The following is a 17,653-nucleotide window of genomic DNA, read 5'->3' as shown; positions in this document are numbered from 1 at the left end:
GCCATCGTGGATTACGATGGCGTCCATCGCCTATCACCGGCCCTGGCCTCATCGATCGCGTTGGCGCTCCGAAAAAGATAGCGGCATCCCGAAGGGGCGTCAGGCATTGGGGCTGCTTTGACTTCCAATGCGAGGATTGACCAGCGCAGCGTGCTATTGAAAAGATAGTGGAGCGAGGCGCGGGAGCGCCCATCGGCCGCTGCGGGCCGGCGGATGGCCGTGCCCATGGGCCCTTGCGCAGCCACGCCGCCATCTCCAAAAAAAAACCGCCCCGGGCCAGGAGGCGCGGAGCGGTCTTTCGTGCGGAAGGGGGCGGGGAGCGGGGCCCTGGTCCCGGTCAGGTGAAGAGGTTCTTCAGCCGATCCGTCCAGCTCTCGCCCGTCGGCGAATGCTTGGCGCCACCCTTCTTCAGCGACTCGTCCAGTTCCTTCAGCAGCTTGCGCTGGTGCTCGGTCAGCTTGACCGGCGTCTCCACCGCGATGTGGCAGTACAGGTCGCCCGGGTAGCTGGAGCGCACACCCTTGATGCCCTTGCCGCGCAGGCGGAACTGCTTGCCGGCCTGGGTGCCCTCCGGAATGTCGATGGCCGCCTTGCCCGCCAGCGTGGGCACTTCGATCTCGCCGCCCAGCGCGGCGGTGATGAAGCTCACCGGCACCTGGCAGTGCAGGTCGTCGCCGTCGCGCTCGAAGATGTCGTGCTTCTTGACGCGGATCTCGATGTAGAGGTCGCCCGGCGGCCCGCCGTTGGAGCCCGGCTCGCCGTTGCCCGTGCTGCGGATGCGCATGCCGTCGTCGATGCCGGCGGGGATCTTCACTTCCAGCGTCTTCTGCTTCTTGACCTTGCCCTGGCCGTGGCAGGTGCCGCAGGGCTCGGGAATGATCTTGCCCGTGCCGCGGCAGTGCGGGCAGGTCTGCTGCACGCTGAAGAAGCCCTGGCGCATCTGCACCGTGCCCGACCCCTGGCAGGTGCCGCAGGTCTTGGCGCTGGTGCCCGGCTTGGCACCGCTGCCGTGGCAGGTTTCGCACGAATCCCACGAGGGGATGCGGATCTGCGCTTCCTTGCCCTTGGCGGCTTCTTCCAGCGTGACTTCCATCGCATAGCTCAGGTCGTTGCCGCGGTAGACCTGCCGGCCGCCCGCGCCCCGTGCGCCGCCGCGCTGCTGGCCGAACATGTCGCCGAAGATGTCGCCGAACGCCTCGGCGAAGCCGCCGAAACCCTCTGCGCCGGCACCCGGGCCGCGCATGTTCGGGTCCACGCCGGCATGGCCGTACTGGTCATAGGCCGCGCGCTTCTGCGGATCGGAGAGCATCTCGTAGGCCTCCTTGGCCTCCTTGAACTTCTCTTCCGCCGGCTTGGCGGCATCACCCTGGTTGCGGTCCGGGTGGTGCTTCATCGCCAGCTTGCGATAAGCCTTCTTGATTTCGTCGTCCGAGGCGTTCTTGGGAACGCCCAGCACTTCGTAATAGTCTCTCTTGGACATGTCTTTTCGAGCCTCGTTGGAACAGGAACGCCGCGCTGGCCCCTGGGGGAGGGCCTGGCGCGGCGGCTAGCGGATCACGCTCGCGCGGAGATCAGCCCTTCTTCACTTCCTTGACTTCGGCGTCCACCACGTTGTCGTCGTGCGGTGCGGAGCCCGCGGACGACGATGCACCGCCGGCCGACGGGCCGCCTGCGCCGGCTTCGGCGCCACCGGCCGCAGCGGCTTGCGCTGCCTGCGATTCGGCGTACATCTTCTCGCCCAGCTTCTGGCTGGCGGTCATCAGTGCGGTCGTCTTCTCGTCGATCGCGGCCTTGTCCTCGCCCTTCAGCACGTCTTCCAGCGCCTTGACGGCCGCTTCGATCTGTTCCTTCTCGGCGGCTTCCAGCTTGTCGCCATGCTCGGCCAGGCTCTTGGTCACGCTGTGGACAGCGGCCTCGCCCTGGTTGCGGGCCTGCACCAGCTCCAGCTTCTTCTTGTCTTCCGAGGCGTTCAGCTCGGCGTCCTTCACCATCTTCTGGATCTCTTCCTCCGAGATGCCCGAGTTGGCCTTGATGGTGATCTTGTTTTCCTTGCCGGTCGCCTTGTCCTTGGCGCCCACGTGCAGGATGCCGTTGGCGTCGATGTCGAACGACACCTCGATCTGCGGCGTGCCGCGGGCGGCAGGCGGGATGCCTTCGAGGTTGAATTCGCCCAGCAGCTTGTTGGCGCTGGCAATCTCGCGCTCACCCTGGAACACCTTGATCGTCACGGCTGGCTGGTTGTCGTCGGCGGTCGAGAAGGTCTGCGCGAACTTCGTCGGGATCGTGGTGTTCTTCGTGATCATCTTGGTCATCACGCCGCCCAGGGTCTCGATGCCCAGCGACAGCGGCGTCACGTCCAGCAGCAGCACGTCCTTGCGGTCGCCCGACAGCACCTGGCCCTGGATGGCGGCGCCCACGGCCACGGCTTCGTCGGGGTTCACGTCCTTGCGCGGTTCCTTGCCGAAGAATTCCTTGACCTTCTCCTGCACCTTGGGCATGCGCGACATGCCGCCGACCAGGATCACGTCGTTGATGTCGGACACGCTGATGCCGGCGTCCTTGATGGCCGTGCGGCAGGGCGCGATGGTGCGCTCGATCAGCTCGTCCACCAGGCTCTCCAGCTTGGAGCGGGTCAGCTTGATGTTCAGGTGCTTCGGACCGGAGGCGTCAGCCGTGATGTAGGGCAGGTTGATGTCGGTCTGCGAGGAGTTCGATAGCTCGATCTTGGCCTTCTCGGCGGCTTCCTTCAGGCGCTGCAGGGCCAGCACGTCCTTGGACAGGTCCACGCCTTGTTCCTTCTTGAACTCGGCAATGATGTAGTCGATGATGCGCTGGTCGAAGTCTTCGCCGCCCAGGAAGGTGTCGCCATTGGTGGACAGCACTTCGAACTGCTTTTCGCCATCGACGTCAGCGATCTCGATGATCGACACGTCGAACGTGCCGCCGCCCAGGTCATACACGGCGATCTTGCGGTCGGCCTTGTCCTGCTTGTCCAGGCCGAAGGCCAGGGCCGCGGCGGTGGGCTCGTTGATGATGCGCTTGACGTCCAGGCCGGCGATGCGGCCGGCGTCCTTGGTGGCCTGGCGCTGCGCGTCGTTGAAGTACGCAGGCACGGTGATCACGGCCTCGGTGACCGGCTCGCCCAGGTAGTCCTCGGCGGTCTTCTTCATCTTGCGCAGCACTTCGGCGGAAATCTGCGGCGGGGCCAGTTTCTGGCCGCGCACTTCCACCCAGGCGTCGCCGTTGTCGGCGCGGGCGATGGCGTAGGGCATCAGGTCGATGTCCTTCTGCACTTCCTTTTCCTCGAACTTGCGGCCGATCAGGCGCTTGGCGGCGTAGATCGTGTTCTTGGGGTTGGTGACGGCCTGGCGCTTGGCAGAGGCGCCGACGAGGATCTCGCCGTCTTCCTGGTAGGCGATGATGGACGGGGTGGTGCGGGCGCCTTCGCTGTTCTCGATCACGCGGGTCGTGTTGCCCTCCATGATGGCGACGCAGCTGTTGGTGGTGCCCAGGTCAATGCCGATGATTTTTCCCATGTTGTTCTCCGCTTGTCTGACAAAAAATGTGGATGACCGTAACTTGTGGATAACTTGTCCGGCTTCAAGCCGGCGGACCCTAAAAATTTGAGGGTCGGGATGCCGTGGGGCGCACGTTCGCCCCGGCGCAGGCGCCTTGCCTTACTTCGGCGCCGTCACCGTCACCAGGGCGGGCCGCAGCACGCGGTCGGCGATCACATAGCCCTTTTGCAGCACGGTGACAACGGTGTTGGCCTCCTGCTCGGCCGGCACCACGCTGATCGCCTGGTGCTGGTGCGGGTCGAACTTCTCGCCGGCGGCCGGGTTGATCGCCAGCACCTTGTTGCGCTCCAGTGCGGCGGTCAGCTGGCGCAGCGTGGCGTCGGAGCCTTCGCGCAGCTGCTCGGGCGTCGCGTCCTTGATGGCCAGCGCGGCGGCCAGGCTGTCGGCCACCGGCAGCAGGCTTTCGGCAAAGCTCTCGATGCCGAACTTGCGCGCTTTCGACACCTCGTCTTCGGCCCGGCGGCGCGCATTCTCGGCCTCGGCCTTGGCGCGCAGGAACTGGTCGGCCAGATCGGCGCTCTTGGCCTTGAGCTCGGCCAGCTCGTTCTGCAGCCGGCTCAGCTCGTCGGACGTGTGGGCCGCCATCGCGGCTTCGACTTCTTCGGGGGCGGGCTGCTGGCCCGCAGGGGCGTTGGCTGGATTGTGGTCGGACATGTCGGTGTGTTGGAAAATGAACGGTACGCGCCAGAGGTCGGTGCGACCCGGCGGATTTCAAGCGGAAAGCCTTGCGCATTCGGCCGCGCCGGGGCGGCCGGTGCCGTCAGGCCGGCCCGTCGCGGCCCTGCAACGGGGATGCCAGTGTACAAGCCCGAACCGCACGCGCTATAATCGCCGGCTTTGCCTTGCCACACTGCTTCAAAAGACGCAGCAGGTGGTGTCATCCAGAAGGAGTTTGCATGCGTCATTACGAAATCATTTTGTTGATCCACCCGGATCAAAGCGAACAAGTTCCAGCCATGCTGGAGCGCTACAAGGGCATGATCACCGCCGGCGGCGGCAAGGTGCACCGCGTGGAAGACTGGGGCCGCCGTCAACTGGCGTACCTGATCAACAAGCTGGCCAAGGCCCACTACCTGTGCGTGAACATCGAAGCCGACCAGGCCGTGATGGCTGAACTGGAGCACGCCTTCAAGTTCAACGACGCCGTGCTGCGCCACCTGACGGTTCAGAAGAAGAAGGCCGACACGGGCCCCTCTTCGATGATGAAGACCGTCGAGCGCGAAGAAGCCCGCAAGGCCAGCCAAGCCGAATTCGCCGCGACCGAGCGCGAACAGCGCTGATCGACGGCCTTTGAGCCGGGAGGAGTGGAAAACCACGTTGCCCTGACGGCCTGTATCGGCGAGGCGAAGCCCTTGCGTTACACGCCCGCCGGACTGCCTGCGCTGGACTTGCGGCTCGAACACGAGTCGCAGCAGCAGGAAGCAGGTACCCGGCGCGAAGTCCGGGCTGCCGTGAAAGCAGTGGCCTTCGGCGCGCTCGCAGAGCGGCTGGCCAGGCAGGCATTGGGAAGCCGCTGGAAATTCCAGGGTTTTCTGGCCTCGCCACGCAACGGCAAAGGGCTGGTTCTCCACATCCAGGATATTCAACAAGATTAATTTTCAAGGGGTCCGAAAATGGCCACGTTCAAGAAGTTCAACAAAGACAAGCGCCCAAAGCGCAACACCCAGTCCCTGCTGTTCAAGCGCAAGCGCTTCTGCCGCTTCACGGTCGCTGGCGTGGAAGAGATCGACTACAAGGATGTCGACACCCTGCGTGACTTCATCGCCGAAAACGGCAAGATCATCCCCGCGCGCCTGACCGGCACGCGCGCCATCTACCAGCGTCAGCTGAACACCGCCATCAAGCGCGCCCGCTTCCTGGCACTGGTGCCTTACAGCGACCAGCACAAGATCTAAGGAGCCCGACCATGCAAATCATCCTGCTCGACAAGGTCGTGAACCTCGGCAACCTGGGCGAAATCGTCAAGGTCAAGGACGGCTACGCCCGCAACTTCCTGATCCCTTCGGGCCGCGCCCGTCGTGCCACGGAAGCCAACAAGGCTGAGTTCGAAGCCAAGCGCGCCGAACTGGAAAAGGCTGCTGCCGCCAAGCTGGCAGAAGCCGAAGCCCAAGGCGAAAAGCTCGGCGGCACGACCGTCAAGCTGACGCAGAAGGCCGGCGTTGACGGCCGCCTGTTCGGCTCCGTCACCAACCACGACATCGCCGAAGAGCTGAACAAGCAAGGCTACCAAGTCGTGAAGTCGCAAGTGCGCCTGCCCAACGGCCCGATCAAGGTCGTTGGCGACAGCACCGTGAGCGTGGCCCTGCACACCGACGTGGTGGTGGAAGTCACCGTGTCGGTCTACGGCGAAACCGCTTAACCGCAAGCGACCCGCTGACCACAGCAACGAAGCCGCCCTCCGGGCGGCTTTTGTGCTTTATGGCCGCCTGCGCCATGCACAGCGCATCCACTGCGCGTCCCCTGCCTGTCAACGGTTTGTCCACAGGTCTGTCCCCAGCCCCGGTCCCGTGGGGCCGGTTCTCTCGCCCCGCTGAAGGAGTCCGCCGATGTCCGCCGTCATGCCCCCTCTCGACGACGAATTCACGCCCTCGTCGCTGCCCCAGTCCTCCGCCGATCGCGAAGTGGCGCAGTTGCGCGTGCCGCCGCACTCGGTCGAGGCCGAATCCAGTGTGCTGGGCGGGCTGCTGCTGGACAACATGGCCTGGGACCGGGTGGGCGACCTGCTGGTCGACAGCGACTTCTACCGGCACGAACACCAGCAGATCTACGCCGCCATCGGCAAGCTGATCAACGCCAGCAAGCCGGCCGACGTCATCACGGTGTTCGAGGAACTGCAGAGCCTGGGCAAGGCCGAGGAGGTGGGTGGCCTGGCCTACCTCAACAACCTGGCGCAGTACGTGCCCAGCGCCAGCAACATCCGGCGCTACGCGGAGATCGTGCGCGAGCGCTCGGTGCTGCGCAAGCTGGTCACGGCCAGCGACGAGATCTCGACCAACGCCTTCAATCCGATGGGCAAGACGGTGGAGCGCATCCTGGACGAGGCCGAGCAGAAGATCTTCGCCATCGGCGAAGAAGGCTCGCGCATGAAGCAGGGCTTCCAGTCGCTCGACACGCTGGTGATCGACCTGCTGGACCGCGTCCAGGAGATGGCCGACAACCCCATGGACGTGACCGGCGTGCCCACGGGCTTCGCCGATCTGGACCGCATGACGTCCGGCCTGCAGGCGGGCGACATGGTGGTGCTGGCGGCCCGCCCCTCCATGGGCAAGACCTCGTTCGCGGTGAACATCGCCGAGCACGTGGCGCTGAACGAAGGCCTGCCGGTCGCCATCTTCTCGATGGAAATGGGCGCCGCCCAGCTGGCGGTGCGTATCGTGGGCTCCATCGGCCGCGTCAACCAGGGCAATCTGCGCACCGGCAAGCTGAGCGACGAGGAGTGGCCGCGCCTGACCGAGGCCATCGAGCGCCTGCGCACGGTGTCGCTGCACATCGACGAAACGCCCGGCCTCACGCCCAGCGAGTTGCGCGCCAACGCCCGCCGGCTGGCGCGCCAGTGCGGCAAGCTCGGCCTGATCGTGGTCGACTACCTGCAGCTGATGAGCGGCTCCGGCGCCAGCGGCGGCGACAACCGGGCCACCGAGCTGGGCGAGATCTCGCGGGGCCTGAAGATGCTGGCCAAGGAACTGCAGTGCCCGGTGATCGCGCTGTCGCAGCTGAACCGCTCGGTGGAGCAGCGCACCGACAAGCGGCCCATGATGTCCGACCTGCGCGAGTCGGGCGCCATCGAGCAGGACGCGGACATCATCATGTTCATCTACCGCGACGACTACTACAACAAGGACAGCAAGGAGCCGAACATCGCCGAGATCATCATCGGCAAGCAGCGGAACGGCCCGACCGGCACGGTGAAGGTGTTCTTCCAGAAGAACCAGACCCGCTTCGAGAACTTGGCGATGGGCTACAGCGGCGACGACTTCTGATCGTCTGCGGCATGAAAATAGCACCTGGCGCTTGATGTACAAGCGCGAGGTGCTATTTTTTTGATAGCTGCCGGGTTGCGTCCGTCAGGCGGACCGGGCTGGTGAGGACGCGCTCAGCGTCTCACTGATTGATGGCCCACGCCAGCAGCACCAGGGTGGCGGCGCCCAGCGCGCCTACGCCCCACAGCAGCCGCTGCTGGCGCACCCGCAGGGCGTCCACCGCGCGCACCAGCACCGCGTTCTGTTCGGCCAGCGATTCGATCAGCGTCGCCGAGGCGCGCTGCTCGTCCTGCAGCTGCAGCAGGGCTTCGCGCATGACCGCCAGCTGATCGGCGGTGCTGACCCCCAGCGCCGCCGTGGCGCCGGCGGCGGGTGAGGGCCCTGCAGGCGCGCGCTGGGCCGAGCCCATCAGGCGGCGCGCCGCCTGCAGGATCTGCGGCGTGGCCTCGATCACCTCGCTCCACGGCACCAGCTTGAGCGCCGTCATCCATCCCACCGCCATGCTCAGAGCACCTCGCTGGCGAAGTCCGCAAGGCGGGAGCGCTCGCCGCGTGCCAGCGTGATGTGCCCGCTGTGCGGCCAGCCCTTGAAGCGGTCCACCGCATAGGTCAGGCCGGAAGAGCCTTCCGTCAGGTAGGGCGTGTCGATCTGTGCCAGGTTGCCCATGCAGATGATCTTGGTGCCCGGGCCCGCCCGCGTGATCAGCGTCTTCATCTGCTTGGGCGTCAGGTTCTGCGCCTCGTCGATGATCACGTACTTGTTCAGGAAGGTGCGTCCGCGCATGAAGTTCATGCTCTTGATCTTGATGCGGCTCCTGATCAGCTCGTTGGTGGCGGCGCGGCCCCACTCGCCGGCGTTGCCGCCGTCGCCCTTGGCCAGGAACTCGAGGTTGTCGTCCAGCGCGCCCATCCAGGGGCCCATCTTTTCCTCTTCGGTGCCGGGCAGGAAGCCGATGTCCTCACCCACGCTCACGGTGGCGCGGGTCATGATGATCTCGGTGTAGCGGCGGTCGTCCAGCACCTGCGTGAGGCCGGCGGCCAGCGCCATCAGCGTCTTGCCGGTGCCGGCCGTGCCGGCCAGCGTGACGAAGTCCACGTCCGGGTCCATCAGCAGGTTCATCGCGAAGTTCTGCTCGCGGTTGCGCGTGTTCACGCCCCAGACCGTGTTCTTGGCGGAGCCATAGTCCTTGAGCGTCTGCAGCACGGCGGTCTTGTCGCGGATCTCGGTGACGCGGGCGAACAGGCTGGGCTCGCCCGGCGCCTCGAAGTACACGAACTGGTTGATCATCAGCTGCGGCACGACCGGTCCGCCCACGCGGTAGTAGGTGTGTGCGCCGTGTTGCCAGCTCTCCACGTTCTTGCCCGTCTTGGTCCAGAAATCGGCCGGCAGGGCCATCACGCCGGAATAGAGCAGGTCGCCGTCTTCCAGCGTCTTGTCGTTCTGGTAGTCCTCGGCATTCAGGCCCAGCGCGCGCGCCTTGACGCGCATGTTGATGTCCTTGGACACCAGCACCACCTCGCGCGGCGCGTAGCGATGGCTTAGCGCCTCGACCACGCCCAGGATCTGGTTGTCCGCCTTGCCCTGCGGCAGGCTGGTGGGCAGCTGGTAGTCGAGCGGCTCGGTCTGGAAGTGCAGGCAGCCGCCCGCAGCACGCTGGCCGGTCGAATCGAGATCGATGCCACGGGCGATGTCCGCGCCCTTCACGCCCACCAGCGCGTCCAGCGTGCGGCTGGCCTGGCGTCCGTTGCGGGCGACCTCGGTCATGCCCTTCTTGTGGCCGTCCAGTTCCTCCAGCACGATCATCGGCAGGAAGATGTCGTGCTCTTCGAAGCGGAACAGGCAGGTGGGGTCGTGCAGCAGCACGTTGGTGTCCAGCACGAACATCTTCTTCGGGCCGGTGCTTCGCTGCTTGCGTGGCCGCTCGGCTGGCGTGGCGGTGGCTGCGCTCTTGGAGGCCGGTGCCTGTGTGGCGACCGGAGCGAGCGGAGCGGCCGCGACGGCAGGGGCAACGGCAGGTGCGGCAGCAGGGCGGCGCGACCTGCGCGAGCGGGCGGGCTCGGCAGGGGCTGCCGCCGGAGCGGCTGGCACGGCCTGCGCCGGTGCGGCTGGGCGGCGAGAGCTTGCAGGGGTAGCGCCGGCGGCGGTGGCGTCGGCGATCACGCTGGCAGCGCGGCTGGTGCTCGGGGCCTTGCCGGTGCGGGCCGCAGGCTTGCGGCCGCGCGTGGGCGCCGAAGCGGTGGCGTCGGCATCGCGCTCGGTGTTCTCGGCATCTGCCGATGGGGAGGTCTGCAGGTACACGTCCGGGGAGAGCAGCGCTGCACGCTTGGCGGGGGCGGGGGGCAGGGGCATGGGGCAGGGGCCTCGTGGAAGAAGTAGGAAGAGAGCGCGTCAAAAAGCAAAAAGCCGCCTGGAGGCCAAGGCGGCTTTTGTCGGGGAATGTGTCGTTGCATCGCTCTGAAGCATCGACCCATTATGCCTACTCTGGGTGACGGTCTGCGGCAAGTCGCCGCAGCCGTTCAGGCGGCTTTTTTCAGTGTCTTGATGGACTTCACGGCCTTCAGCACGTCGTCCACATGCCCGGGCACCTTCAGACCGCGCCACTCTTCCACCAGGATGCCATCGGGGCCAACGAGGAAGGTGCTGCGCTCGATGCCCTTGACCTTCTTGCCGTACATGATCTTGTTCTTGACCACGCCGAACATGTGGCACATCTTCTCTTCGGTGTCAGCGATGAGTTCGAAGGGCAATTCGAGCTTTTCCTTGAAGTCGTCGTGCGACTTCATGTTGTCGCGAGACACGCCGAAGACGGCGGCGCCGGCCTTCACGAAGTCCTTGTACTTGTCGCGGAACTGCATGGCTTCGGTGGTGCAGCCGGGGGTGTTGTCCTTCGGGTAGAAATACAGCACCATGACCTGGCCCAGGTGCGAGGTGTTGGAGACCTTGATCCCGCCGGTCGCGTTGGCTTCAAATTCAGGGAGGGGTTTGTTGACAACGATCGCCATGGCACTTAGTCTCTCTAAGAAGAAAGTCGCTGGAAAGCCGGGGGAGCGGGTGTGTTATTGCTCTTGGAAGTGCCCCCGACCGCAACCCGGTATTTTACCCTGAAACGCTCTCTTTCGCGATTCGCAGTCTGTAACCGGTTGACACGAATCGCGCGCCCTCAGGCAGGGGCCGCGCCCGCCTGAGGCCCGGTTTCCAGCAGCAGGGCCGCCGCCACGTTGCGGCCCTCTCCCGACAGGATGTTGTAGGTGCGGCAGGCTGCCTGCGTGTCCATGGTTTCCAGGCCGATGCGCCGCGCCATCAGCGGCTGCAGCCAGGCTGGCGGCGGAAAGCGGTTGCGCCCGCCGCTGCCGAAGATCACCAGTTCGCAATCGAGTTCTGCCAGCTGCGCGAAGTGTGCCGGCGTCAGGTCTTCGTAGCGCGCGCAGTTCCAGTCGATCCGCACCCCGCCCGAGGTCAGCACCACGCTGTGCGTGATGCGGTCGGCGTCCACGCCGATCCAGCCGGGGCCGTAGCCGCTGATGGTCTGGGAGCTGGATCGATCGGGTTGGAACTTCATGGATGGGTGCGTCCGGTGTGGCATGGCCCTGGGGGAGTGGCCTGCATGGAAGGGGCGCCGGCCCCGGCTCCGCCTGGGAGAACTGTGGTCAAATTATAGGTTTCACCGGGGGCGCGCCGTGCCCCGCAGGACCGATTCCCCTCTTCCGCCAGCCCCCGCGCTGGCGTTCGCGCCGCATGAAGACCGTCCACAAATCCGCCAAGCTCCATAACGTTCTCTACGATGTCCGCGGCCCGATCGTGGATGCGGCCAAGCAGATGGAGGACGAGGGCCAGAAGATCATCAAGCTGAACATCGGCAACATGGCGCCGTTCGGCTTCGACGCGCCGGAAGAGATCCAGCAGGACATGATCCGCAACCTGCCCGATTCGGCCGGCTATTCGGACAGCAAGGGCATCTTCGCGGCGCGCAAGGCGGTGATGCACTACTCGCAGCAGCTGGGCATCGCCGGCGTGACGCTGGACGACATCTACCTGGGCAACGGGGCGAGCGAGCTGATCGTGATGGCGACCAACGCATTGCTCGACGACGGCGACGAGCTGCTGGTGCCCATGCCCGACTACCCGCTCTGGACGGCCGCCGTGTCGCTGTCCGGCGGCAAGCCGGTGCACTACCTGTGCGACGAGGCGGACAGCTGGCTGCCCAGCCTGGAGGACATCCGCGCCAAGATCACGCCGCGCACCCGCGGCATCGTGGTCATCAACCCCAACAACCCCACCGGCGTGCTCTATTCCAAGGAGCTGCTCAAGGGCATCGTCGCCATCGCCCGCGAGCATGGCCTGGTGCTGCTGGTGGACGAGGTGTATGACAAGGTGCTGTACGAGGGCGCCGTGTTCACGTCGATGGCCAGCCTGTCCACCGACGTGCTCACGCTCACCTTCAATTCGCTCTCCAAGGCCTATCGCTCGTGCGGCTACCGCGCCGGCTGGATGATCGTCTCGGGCCCCAAGCACGACGCGAAGGACTACATCGAGGGCCTGAACATGCTGGCCAACCTGAAGCTGGGCTCCAACGTGCCCGGCCAGTGGGCCATCCAGACCGCGCTGGGCGGCTACCAAAGCATCAACGACCTGGTCAGGGAAGGCGGGCGGCTGCGGCGCCAGCGTGACCTGGCCTATGAGCTCATCTCGGCGATCCCGGGCGTGAGTTGCGTGAAACCCCAGGCGGCGCTCTACATGTTCCCGCGCCTGGACCCGGCGATGTACCCCATCGCGGACGACCGGCAATTCTTCATGGAGGTGTTGCGTGCCACGCGCGTGATGCTGGTGCAGGGCTCGGGCTTCAACTTCCCGGACAACCAGCACTTCCGCATCGTGTTCCTGCCGCATGAAGGCGACCTGCGGGTGGCCATCGGCCGCCTGGCGGAATTCCTCGCCCAATACCGGCAGCGGCACGCCACCGCCTGATGCTCCTTTTTTGATAGCTGTATGCGCCCATCCATCAAGCGCTGCAGCCCGATTTGACTGAAATTTTGACCATGAAACCGATCCAAGTAGGCCTGCTGGGCATTGGCACCGTCGGCAGCGGCGTCTTCAACGTGCTGCAACGCAACCAGGAAGAGATCCGCCGCCGCGCCGGCCGCGGCATCGAAGTCACCATGGTGGCCGACCTGGACGTCGAGCGCGCGCGCGCCGCAGCCGGTGCCGGCGTGCAGGTGGTGAACGACGCCCGTGCCGTCATCGCCAACCCCGACATCGACATCGTGGTCGAGCTCATCGGCGGCTACGGCATCGCCCGCGCGCTGGTGCTCGAAGCCATCGCCGCCGGCAAGCACGTGGTCACCGCCAACAAGGCGCTGCTGGCCGTGCATGGCACCGAGATCTTCGCCGCCGCCTCCGCCAAGGGCGTGATGGTCGCCTTCGAGGCCGCCGTGGCCGGTGGCATCCCGATCATCAAGGCGCTGCGCGAAGGCCTGACGGCCAACCGCATCCAGTGGATCGCCGGCATCATCAACGGCACCACCAACTTCATCCTGTCCGAGATGCGCGACAAGGGGCTGGACTTCGCCGTGGTGCTGAAGGAAGCCCAGGCGCTGGGCTATGCCGAGGCCGACCCGACCTTCGACATCGAAGGCGTGGACGCCGCGCACAAGGCCACCATCATGTCGGCCATCGCGTTCGGCATTCCGGTGCAGTTCGACAAGGCCTACGTGGAAGGCATCACCCAGCTGGCCGGCGCCGACATCAAGTACGCCGAACAGCTGGGCTACCGCATCAAGCTGCTGGGGATCGCCAAGCGCCGTACCGGCGCGGGCACCGATGGCGTGGAGCTGCGCGTGCACCCCACGCTGGTGCCCGCCAAGCGCCTGATCGCCAACGTCGAGGGCGCCATGAACGCCGTGGTGGTGCAGGGCGATGCCGTGGGCACCACGCTCTATTACGGCAAGGGCGCGGGCAGCGAGCCCACGGCCAGCGCCGTGATCGCCGACCTGGTGGACATCACCCGCCTGGCCACGGCCGACCCCGAGCACCGCGTGCCGCACCTGGCCTTCCAGTCGCACACGCTGGACCAGGCCCAGGCCCAGCTGCCCGTGCTGCCGATGAGCGAAGTCGTCACCAGCTACTACCTGCGCCTGCGCGTGGCCGACCAGGCCGGCGTGCTGGCCAAGGTGACGGGCCTGCTGGCGGGCGCCGGCATCAGCATCGACGCCGTGCTGCAGCGCGAGGCCGACGAAGTGGGCGGCGCGGATTCCGCGCAGACCGACCTCATCATCCTGACGCACGAAACCCGCGAAGGCACCATGAACGATGCCATCGCCCAGATGCAGGCCCTGCCCACCGTGCTGGCGCCCATCACCCGCATCCGCAAGGAGGAGCTGAACTGATGCTGTACCTCTCCACGCGCGGCCACCCGGATCGCAAGCATTTCTGCGACATCCTGCTCGAAGGCCTGGTGCCGGACGGCGGCCTGTACCTGCCCGAGCACTATCCGCAGATCGATGACGCCATGCTCACCCGCCTGCGCACGGCCTACCACGAGCAGGGCTACGCCGAGCTCGCCTTCCAGATCCTGTCGCTCTACATCGACGACATTCCCGCCGCCGACCTGAAGCGCCTGTGCGAGAAGACCTACACGGCCGAGGTCTTCGGCACCGGCGAGATCGTGCCGCTGCGCCACCTCGAAGACGGCCTCTGGCTCGAAGCCCTGTCCAACGGCCCCACGCTGGCCTTCAAGGACATGGCCATGCAGCTGCTGGGCCACCTGTTCGAATACGAGCTGGGCCGGCGCGGCGAGCAGCTCAACATCCTGGGCGCGACCAGCGGCGACACGGGCAGCGCGGCCGAATACGCCATGAAGGGCAAGGCCGGCGTGCGCGTCTTCATGACCAGCCCCAGCGGCCGCATGAGCCCCTTCCAGCAGGCGCAGATGTTCAGCCTGCAGGACGAAAACATCCACAACATCGCCATCGCCGGCGTGTTCGACGACTGCCAGGACATCGTCAAGGCCGTCAGCAACGACCTGGAATTCAAGCGCCAGTACAAGATCGGCACCGTGAACTCGATCAACTGGGCGCGGCTGCTGGCGCAGGTCGTTTATTACTTCGCCGGCTACGTGCAGGCGACGGAAACCAACGACCAGAAGGTCAGCTTCACCGTGCCTTCGGGCAATTTCGGCAACGTCTGCGCCGGCCACGTGGCCCGCATGATGGGCCTGCCCATCGAGCGGCTGGTGGTGGCCACCAACGAGAACGACGTGCTGGACGAGTTCTTCCGCACCGGCGTCTACCGCGTGCGCGGCAGCGCCGACACGCACGAGACGTCGAGCCCGTCCATGGACATCAGCAAGGCCAGCAACTTCGAGCGCTTCGTGTTCGACCTGCTGGGCCGCGACGCCGCGCGCACGCAGGCGCTGTTCGGCGACGCCCTCGCCAGCGAAGGGCGGTTCGACCTGAGCCAGGACCCGCACTTTGCCGAAGCCGCCACGCGCTACGGCTTTGCCAGCGGCAAGAGCACGCATGCCGACCGCTTGGCCACCATCAAGGACAACTTCGAGCGCCACGGCGTGACCATCGACACCCACACCGCCGACGGCGTGAAGGTGGCGCTGGAACAGCGCGGCGACCCGGCCGTGCCGATGATCGTGCTGGAGACGGCGCTGCCCATCAAGTTCGCCGACACCATCGTGGAAGCCCTGGGCCATGCACCCGAGCGGCCGGCGAAGTTCGACGGCATCGAGTCGCTCCCTAAGCGCGTGCATGTGCTGCCGGCCGACGCTGAGGCCGTGAAGGCCTACATCCGCCGCACCGTGCCTGCAGCGGAAGTCAAAGCCCTTTGAGGCTGCAGCGCCCGTTCCGTGGGCGCCTGCAGCTATTAATTCAATAGCATGAAGGAATCAGGATGAAGGTGGTCGGCTTTGCCGGGTTTTCGGGCTGCGGCAAGACCACGCTGGTCGAGCAACTGATTCCCGAGCTGCGCCTGCGCGGCATGCGCGTGTCGGTGGTCAAGCACGCGCACCACAATTTCGACATCGACCATGTCGGCAAGGACACCTGGCGCCACCGCGAGGCCGGTGCCTATGAGGTCGCCGTCGCGTCCGACCGCCGCCTGGCCGTGATGCGCGAATTCGAGCAGCCCGGCGCCATCAGCGTGCATGCGCTGCTGGCCCAGTTGGACGCGGGCGTGGACTGGGTGCTGGTGGAAGGCTTCAAGGAAAGCGACCTGCCCAAGGTCGAGGTCTGGCGCGCTCCGTCGCCCGAGTACCGCGAGCGGCCCGCGCGCTACGACGAAGACCGCTACATCGTCGCCATCGCCACCGATGCCGCGCCGGCCGACCTGCCCGCGCCCACGGCGCTGCCGGTGTTCGACGTGCGCGACCCGCCCGCGCTGGCGGACTGGCTGCTGGCGCAGGGCGCGCGCTTCGACTATGCCCCGCCCGAGGCGCCGGCCGCCCCGGAGGCGGCTCCGCCGGACGCCTTTCTGGCCCCCATCCATCCCGCAGGAGCCCTCTGATGCGCGCCCCCTTGAAGCCCCTGGACGAGGCGCTGGCTGACCTGCTGGCCCAGGCCGTGCCCTTGCTGGGCGTGGAGCGCGTGGACACGTTCGACGCCGATGGCCGCGTGCTGCGCGAAGGCGCCACATCGCCGCTGCAGGTGCCGCCTGCCGACAACAGCTCGATGGACGGCTACGCCGTGCGGGTGGCCGACCTGGCCGACCTGGCGGGTCCCGCCGGCACCGAGCTGCCCGTCTCGCAGCGCATTCCCGCCGGCAGCGCCGCCCAGCCGCTGGCGGCCGGCACCGCGGCGCGCATCTTCACGGGTGCGCCGGTGCCCGCCGGGGCCGATGCCATCGTGATGCAGGAAGACTGCGAGGCGCTGCAGGGCGGCGAGCGCGTGCGCATCAACGCCATGCCGGCAGCCGGCCAGTGGATCCGCCGCGCGGGCGAAGACATCACGCGGGGCGCGCAGGTGCTGTCCGCCGGCACGCGGCTGGGCCCGGCCGCGCTGGGGCTGGCCGCCAGCATCGGGCTGGCGCAGCTGGCGGTGTCGCGCCGTCCGCGCGTGGCGCTCTTTTCCACCGGCGACGAACTCGTCATGCCCGGCGAGGTGGCGCCCGAGCAGCTGCCGCCCGGCGCCATCTACAACAGCAACCGCTTCTTCCTGCGCGCCATGCTGCGCCGGCTGGGCTGCGAGGTGACCGACTTAGGAATAGTGCCCGACCGGCGCGACGCGACGATCGACGCGCTGCAGGGCGCCGCCGCGTCGCACGACCTGATCCTGACCAGCGGCGGCGTGTCGGTGGGCGAGGAAGACCACATCAAGCCCGCCGTGGAAGCGCTGGGCGAGCTGCGGCTCTGGCAGATCGCCATGAAGCCGGGCAAACCCTTCGCCTATGGCCGCATTCCCGGCGCCCGGGTCGCGGCGCATTTCATGGGCCTGCCGGGCAACCCGGTGTCGAGCTTCGTCACCTTCTCGCTGCTGGTGCGGCCCTTCCTGCTGGCGCTGCAGGGCGCGGCCGACGTGGCGCCCCGGGCCATGGCCGCCACCGCCGCCTTCGACTGGCCGCGCGCCGACAAGCGCCGCGAATTCCTGCGCGTGCGCTGGAACGCCGAAGGCCGGCTGGAGCGCTTCGGCAACCAGAGTTCCGGCGTGCTCACCTCCGCCGCCTGGGGCGACGGCGTGGTGGACAACCCCGCCGGCCAGACCATTGCGCGCGGCGACGTCGTGCGCTTCATCTCCTTCGCCGATCTGCTGTCATGAGCCTCGAATCCACCCCCGCAGCGGGCGCCGCAGCAGCCGCAACCGCCACCGTCCAGCCGACATTGCGCGTCGAGGTGCGCTACTTCGCCTCCATCCGCGAAGCCCTCGGCCACGGCAGCGAAACCGTGCAGACCCAGGCCGCCACGCTGGGCGCGCTGCGCGCCGAACTCATCGCGCGCGGCGAGCCGTGGGCCACGGCGCTGGGGCATGGCCGGGCCGTGCGCATGGCGTTGGACCAGACGCTGAGCGGCGAAGACGCCGCGCTGCGAACCGGCGCCGAGGTGGCGTTCTTCCCGCCGGTCACGGGCGGCTGAGGCCGGGCGCTTTTTCCTTTTCTTTC

The 17,653-nt window shown here is 66.8% G+C and carries 18 protein-coding genes; 11 read left to right on the top strand and 7 right to left on the bottom strand.

The genetic code is table 11. The features are described from left to right. Positions 1 to 337 precede the first annotated feature (337 nt). The 3 genes from dnaJ to grpE form a co-directional block, all read right to left on the bottom strand. Positions 338 to 1,480 (bottom strand): molecular chaperone DnaJ, encoded by a 1,143-nt coding sequence (dnaJ, locus tag ASF94_RS15675; protein WP_056668406.1) that lies wholly within the window; start codon positions 1,478 to 1,480, stop codon positions 338 to 340. 91 nt (positions 1,481 to 1,571) lie between these two features. Continuing rightward, positions 1,572 to 3,536 carry a molecular chaperone DnaK gene (dnaK, locus tag ASF94_RS15670; protein ID WP_056668403.1) on the bottom strand — a complete coding sequence of 655 codons (1,965 nt, stop codon included), beginning with the start codon at positions 3,534 to 3,536 and terminating at the stop codon, positions 1,572 to 1,574. Positions 3,537 to 3,677: 141 nt separating this feature from the next. After that, positions 3,678 to 4,232: a nucleotide exchange factor GrpE gene (gene grpE, locus ASF94_RS15665; protein WP_056668400.1), complete on the bottom strand. Its 555-nt coding sequence runs from the start codon at positions 4,230 to 4,232 to the stop codon at positions 3,678 to 3,680. A gap of 242 nt (positions 4,233 to 4,474) precedes the next feature. Between grpE and rpsF the strand changes: the two genes are divergently transcribed. From rpsF to dnaB, 5 genes are all read left to right on the top strand, one after another. Then, entirely contained in the window at positions 4,475 to 4,858 is a 384-nt protein-coding gene (gene rpsF / locus ASF94_RS15660; RefSeq protein WP_056668397.1) for a 30S ribosomal protein S6, read from the top strand. A gap of 24 nt (positions 4,859 to 4,882) precedes the next feature. Then, positions 4,883 to 5,173 (top strand): primosomal replication protein N, encoded by a 291-nt coding sequence (priB, locus tag ASF94_RS15655; protein ID WP_056668394.1) that lies wholly within the window; start codon positions 4,883 to 4,885, stop codon positions 5,171 to 5,173. An 18-nt stretch (positions 5,174 to 5,191) separates the two neighbouring features. After that, positions 5,192 to 5,473: a 30S ribosomal protein S18 gene (gene rpsR, locus ASF94_RS15650; RefSeq protein ID WP_011794373.1), complete on the top strand. Its 282-nt coding sequence runs from the start codon at positions 5,192 to 5,194 to the stop codon at positions 5,471 to 5,473. An 11-nt stretch (positions 5,474 to 5,484) separates the two neighbouring features. After that, complete coding sequence (rplI, locus tag ASF94_RS15645; protein WP_056668391.1) at positions 5,485 to 5,937, top strand: 50S ribosomal protein L9; 453 nt, start codon at positions 5,485 to 5,487, stop codon at positions 5,935 to 5,937. Positions 5,938 to 6,124: 187 nt separating this feature from the next. Beyond that, the gene (dnaB, locus tag ASF94_RS15640; RefSeq protein WP_056668388.1) at positions 6,125 to 7,558 is read left to right on the top strand and encodes a replicative DNA helicase; all 1,434 of its coding nucleotides are present in this window, start codon (positions 6,125 to 6,127) and stop codon (positions 7,556 to 7,558) included. Between the two features lie 121 nt (positions 7,559 to 7,679). Here the strand turns inward: dnaB and ASF94_RS15635 are convergent, their stop codons facing one another. From ASF94_RS15635 to ASF94_RS15620, 4 genes are all read right to left on the bottom strand, one after another. Then, complete coding sequence (locus ASF94_RS15635; protein ID WP_056668385.1) at positions 7,680 to 8,060, bottom strand: hypothetical protein; 381 nt, start codon at positions 8,058 to 8,060, stop codon at positions 7,680 to 7,682. A 2-nt stretch (positions 8,061 to 8,062) separates the two neighbouring features. Then, positions 8,063 to 9,907 carry a PhoH family protein gene (locus tag ASF94_RS15630; RefSeq protein ID WP_056668382.1) on the bottom strand — a complete coding sequence of 615 codons (1,845 nt, stop codon included), beginning with the start codon at positions 9,905 to 9,907 and terminating at the stop codon, positions 8,063 to 8,065. 167 nt (positions 9,908 to 10,074) lie between these two features. Next, positions 10,075 to 10,560, bottom strand: coding sequence for a peroxiredoxin (locus ASF94_RS15625; RefSeq protein WP_056668379.1), 486 nt, complete (start codon positions 10,558 to 10,560; stop codon positions 10,075 to 10,077). A gap of 158 nt (positions 10,561 to 10,718) precedes the next feature. Beyond that, positions 10,719 to 11,117, bottom strand: a complete 399-nt coding sequence (locus ASF94_RS15620; RefSeq protein WP_056668376.1) for an Mth938-like domain-containing protein — start codon at positions 11,115 to 11,117, stop codon at positions 10,719 to 10,721. Between the two features lie 176 nt (positions 11,118 to 11,293). Between ASF94_RS15620 and ASF94_RS15615 the strand changes: the two genes are divergently transcribed. The 6 genes from ASF94_RS15615 to moaD all read left to right on the top strand — a co-directional run bounded on the left by ASF94_RS15615 (position 11,294) and on the right by moaD (position 17,627). Continuing rightward, positions 11,294 to 12,523 carry a pyridoxal phosphate-dependent aminotransferase gene (locus tag ASF94_RS15615; RefSeq protein WP_056668373.1) on the top strand — a complete coding sequence of 410 codons (1,230 nt, stop codon included), beginning with the start codon at positions 11,294 to 11,296 and terminating at the stop codon, positions 12,521 to 12,523. A 71-nt stretch (positions 12,524 to 12,594) separates the two neighbouring features. Further along, on the top strand, positions 12,595 to 13,941 hold the full coding sequence (locus ASF94_RS15610) for a homoserine dehydrogenase (RefSeq protein WP_056668370.1): 1,347 nt from the start codon (positions 12,595 to 12,597) through the stop codon (positions 13,939 to 13,941). Then, the gene (gene thrC, locus ASF94_RS15605) at positions 13,941 to 15,392 is read left to right on the top strand and encodes a threonine synthase (RefSeq protein ID WP_056668366.1); all 1,452 of its coding nucleotides are present in this window, start codon (positions 13,941 to 13,943) and stop codon (positions 15,390 to 15,392) included. Before ASF94_RS15610 ends, thrC begins: the two co-directional genes overlap by 1 nt. Positions 15,393 to 15,454: 62 nt before the next feature. Continuing rightward, on the top strand, positions 15,455 to 16,066 hold the full coding sequence (gene mobB, locus ASF94_RS15600) for a molybdopterin-guanine dinucleotide biosynthesis protein B (RefSeq protein ID WP_082493339.1): 612 nt from the start codon (positions 15,455 to 15,457) through the stop codon (positions 16,064 to 16,066). Further along, positions 16,066 to 17,313, top strand: a complete 1,248-nt coding sequence (gene glp, locus ASF94_RS15595) for a gephyrin-like molybdotransferase Glp (RefSeq protein WP_056668364.1) — start codon at positions 16,066 to 16,068, stop codon at positions 17,311 to 17,313. The genes mobB and glp overlap by 1 nt, the downstream gene beginning before the upstream one ends. A gap of 62 nt (positions 17,314 to 17,375) precedes the next feature. Continuing rightward, positions 17,376 to 17,627: a molybdopterin converting factor subunit 1 gene (gene moaD, locus ASF94_RS15590; RefSeq protein WP_056668821.1), complete on the top strand. Its 252-nt coding sequence runs from the start codon at positions 17,376 to 17,378 to the stop codon at positions 17,625 to 17,627. The last annotated feature ends 26 nt before the right edge of the window (positions 17,628 to 17,653 follow it).

This window comes from Acidovorax sp. Leaf160 (genome assembly GCF_001424265.1).
Taxonomy (GTDB): Bacteria; Pseudomonadota; Gammaproteobacteria; order Burkholderiales; family Burkholderiaceae_C; genus Paracidovorax.
This window is presented reverse-complemented; position numbering and strand designations above follow the sequence as displayed.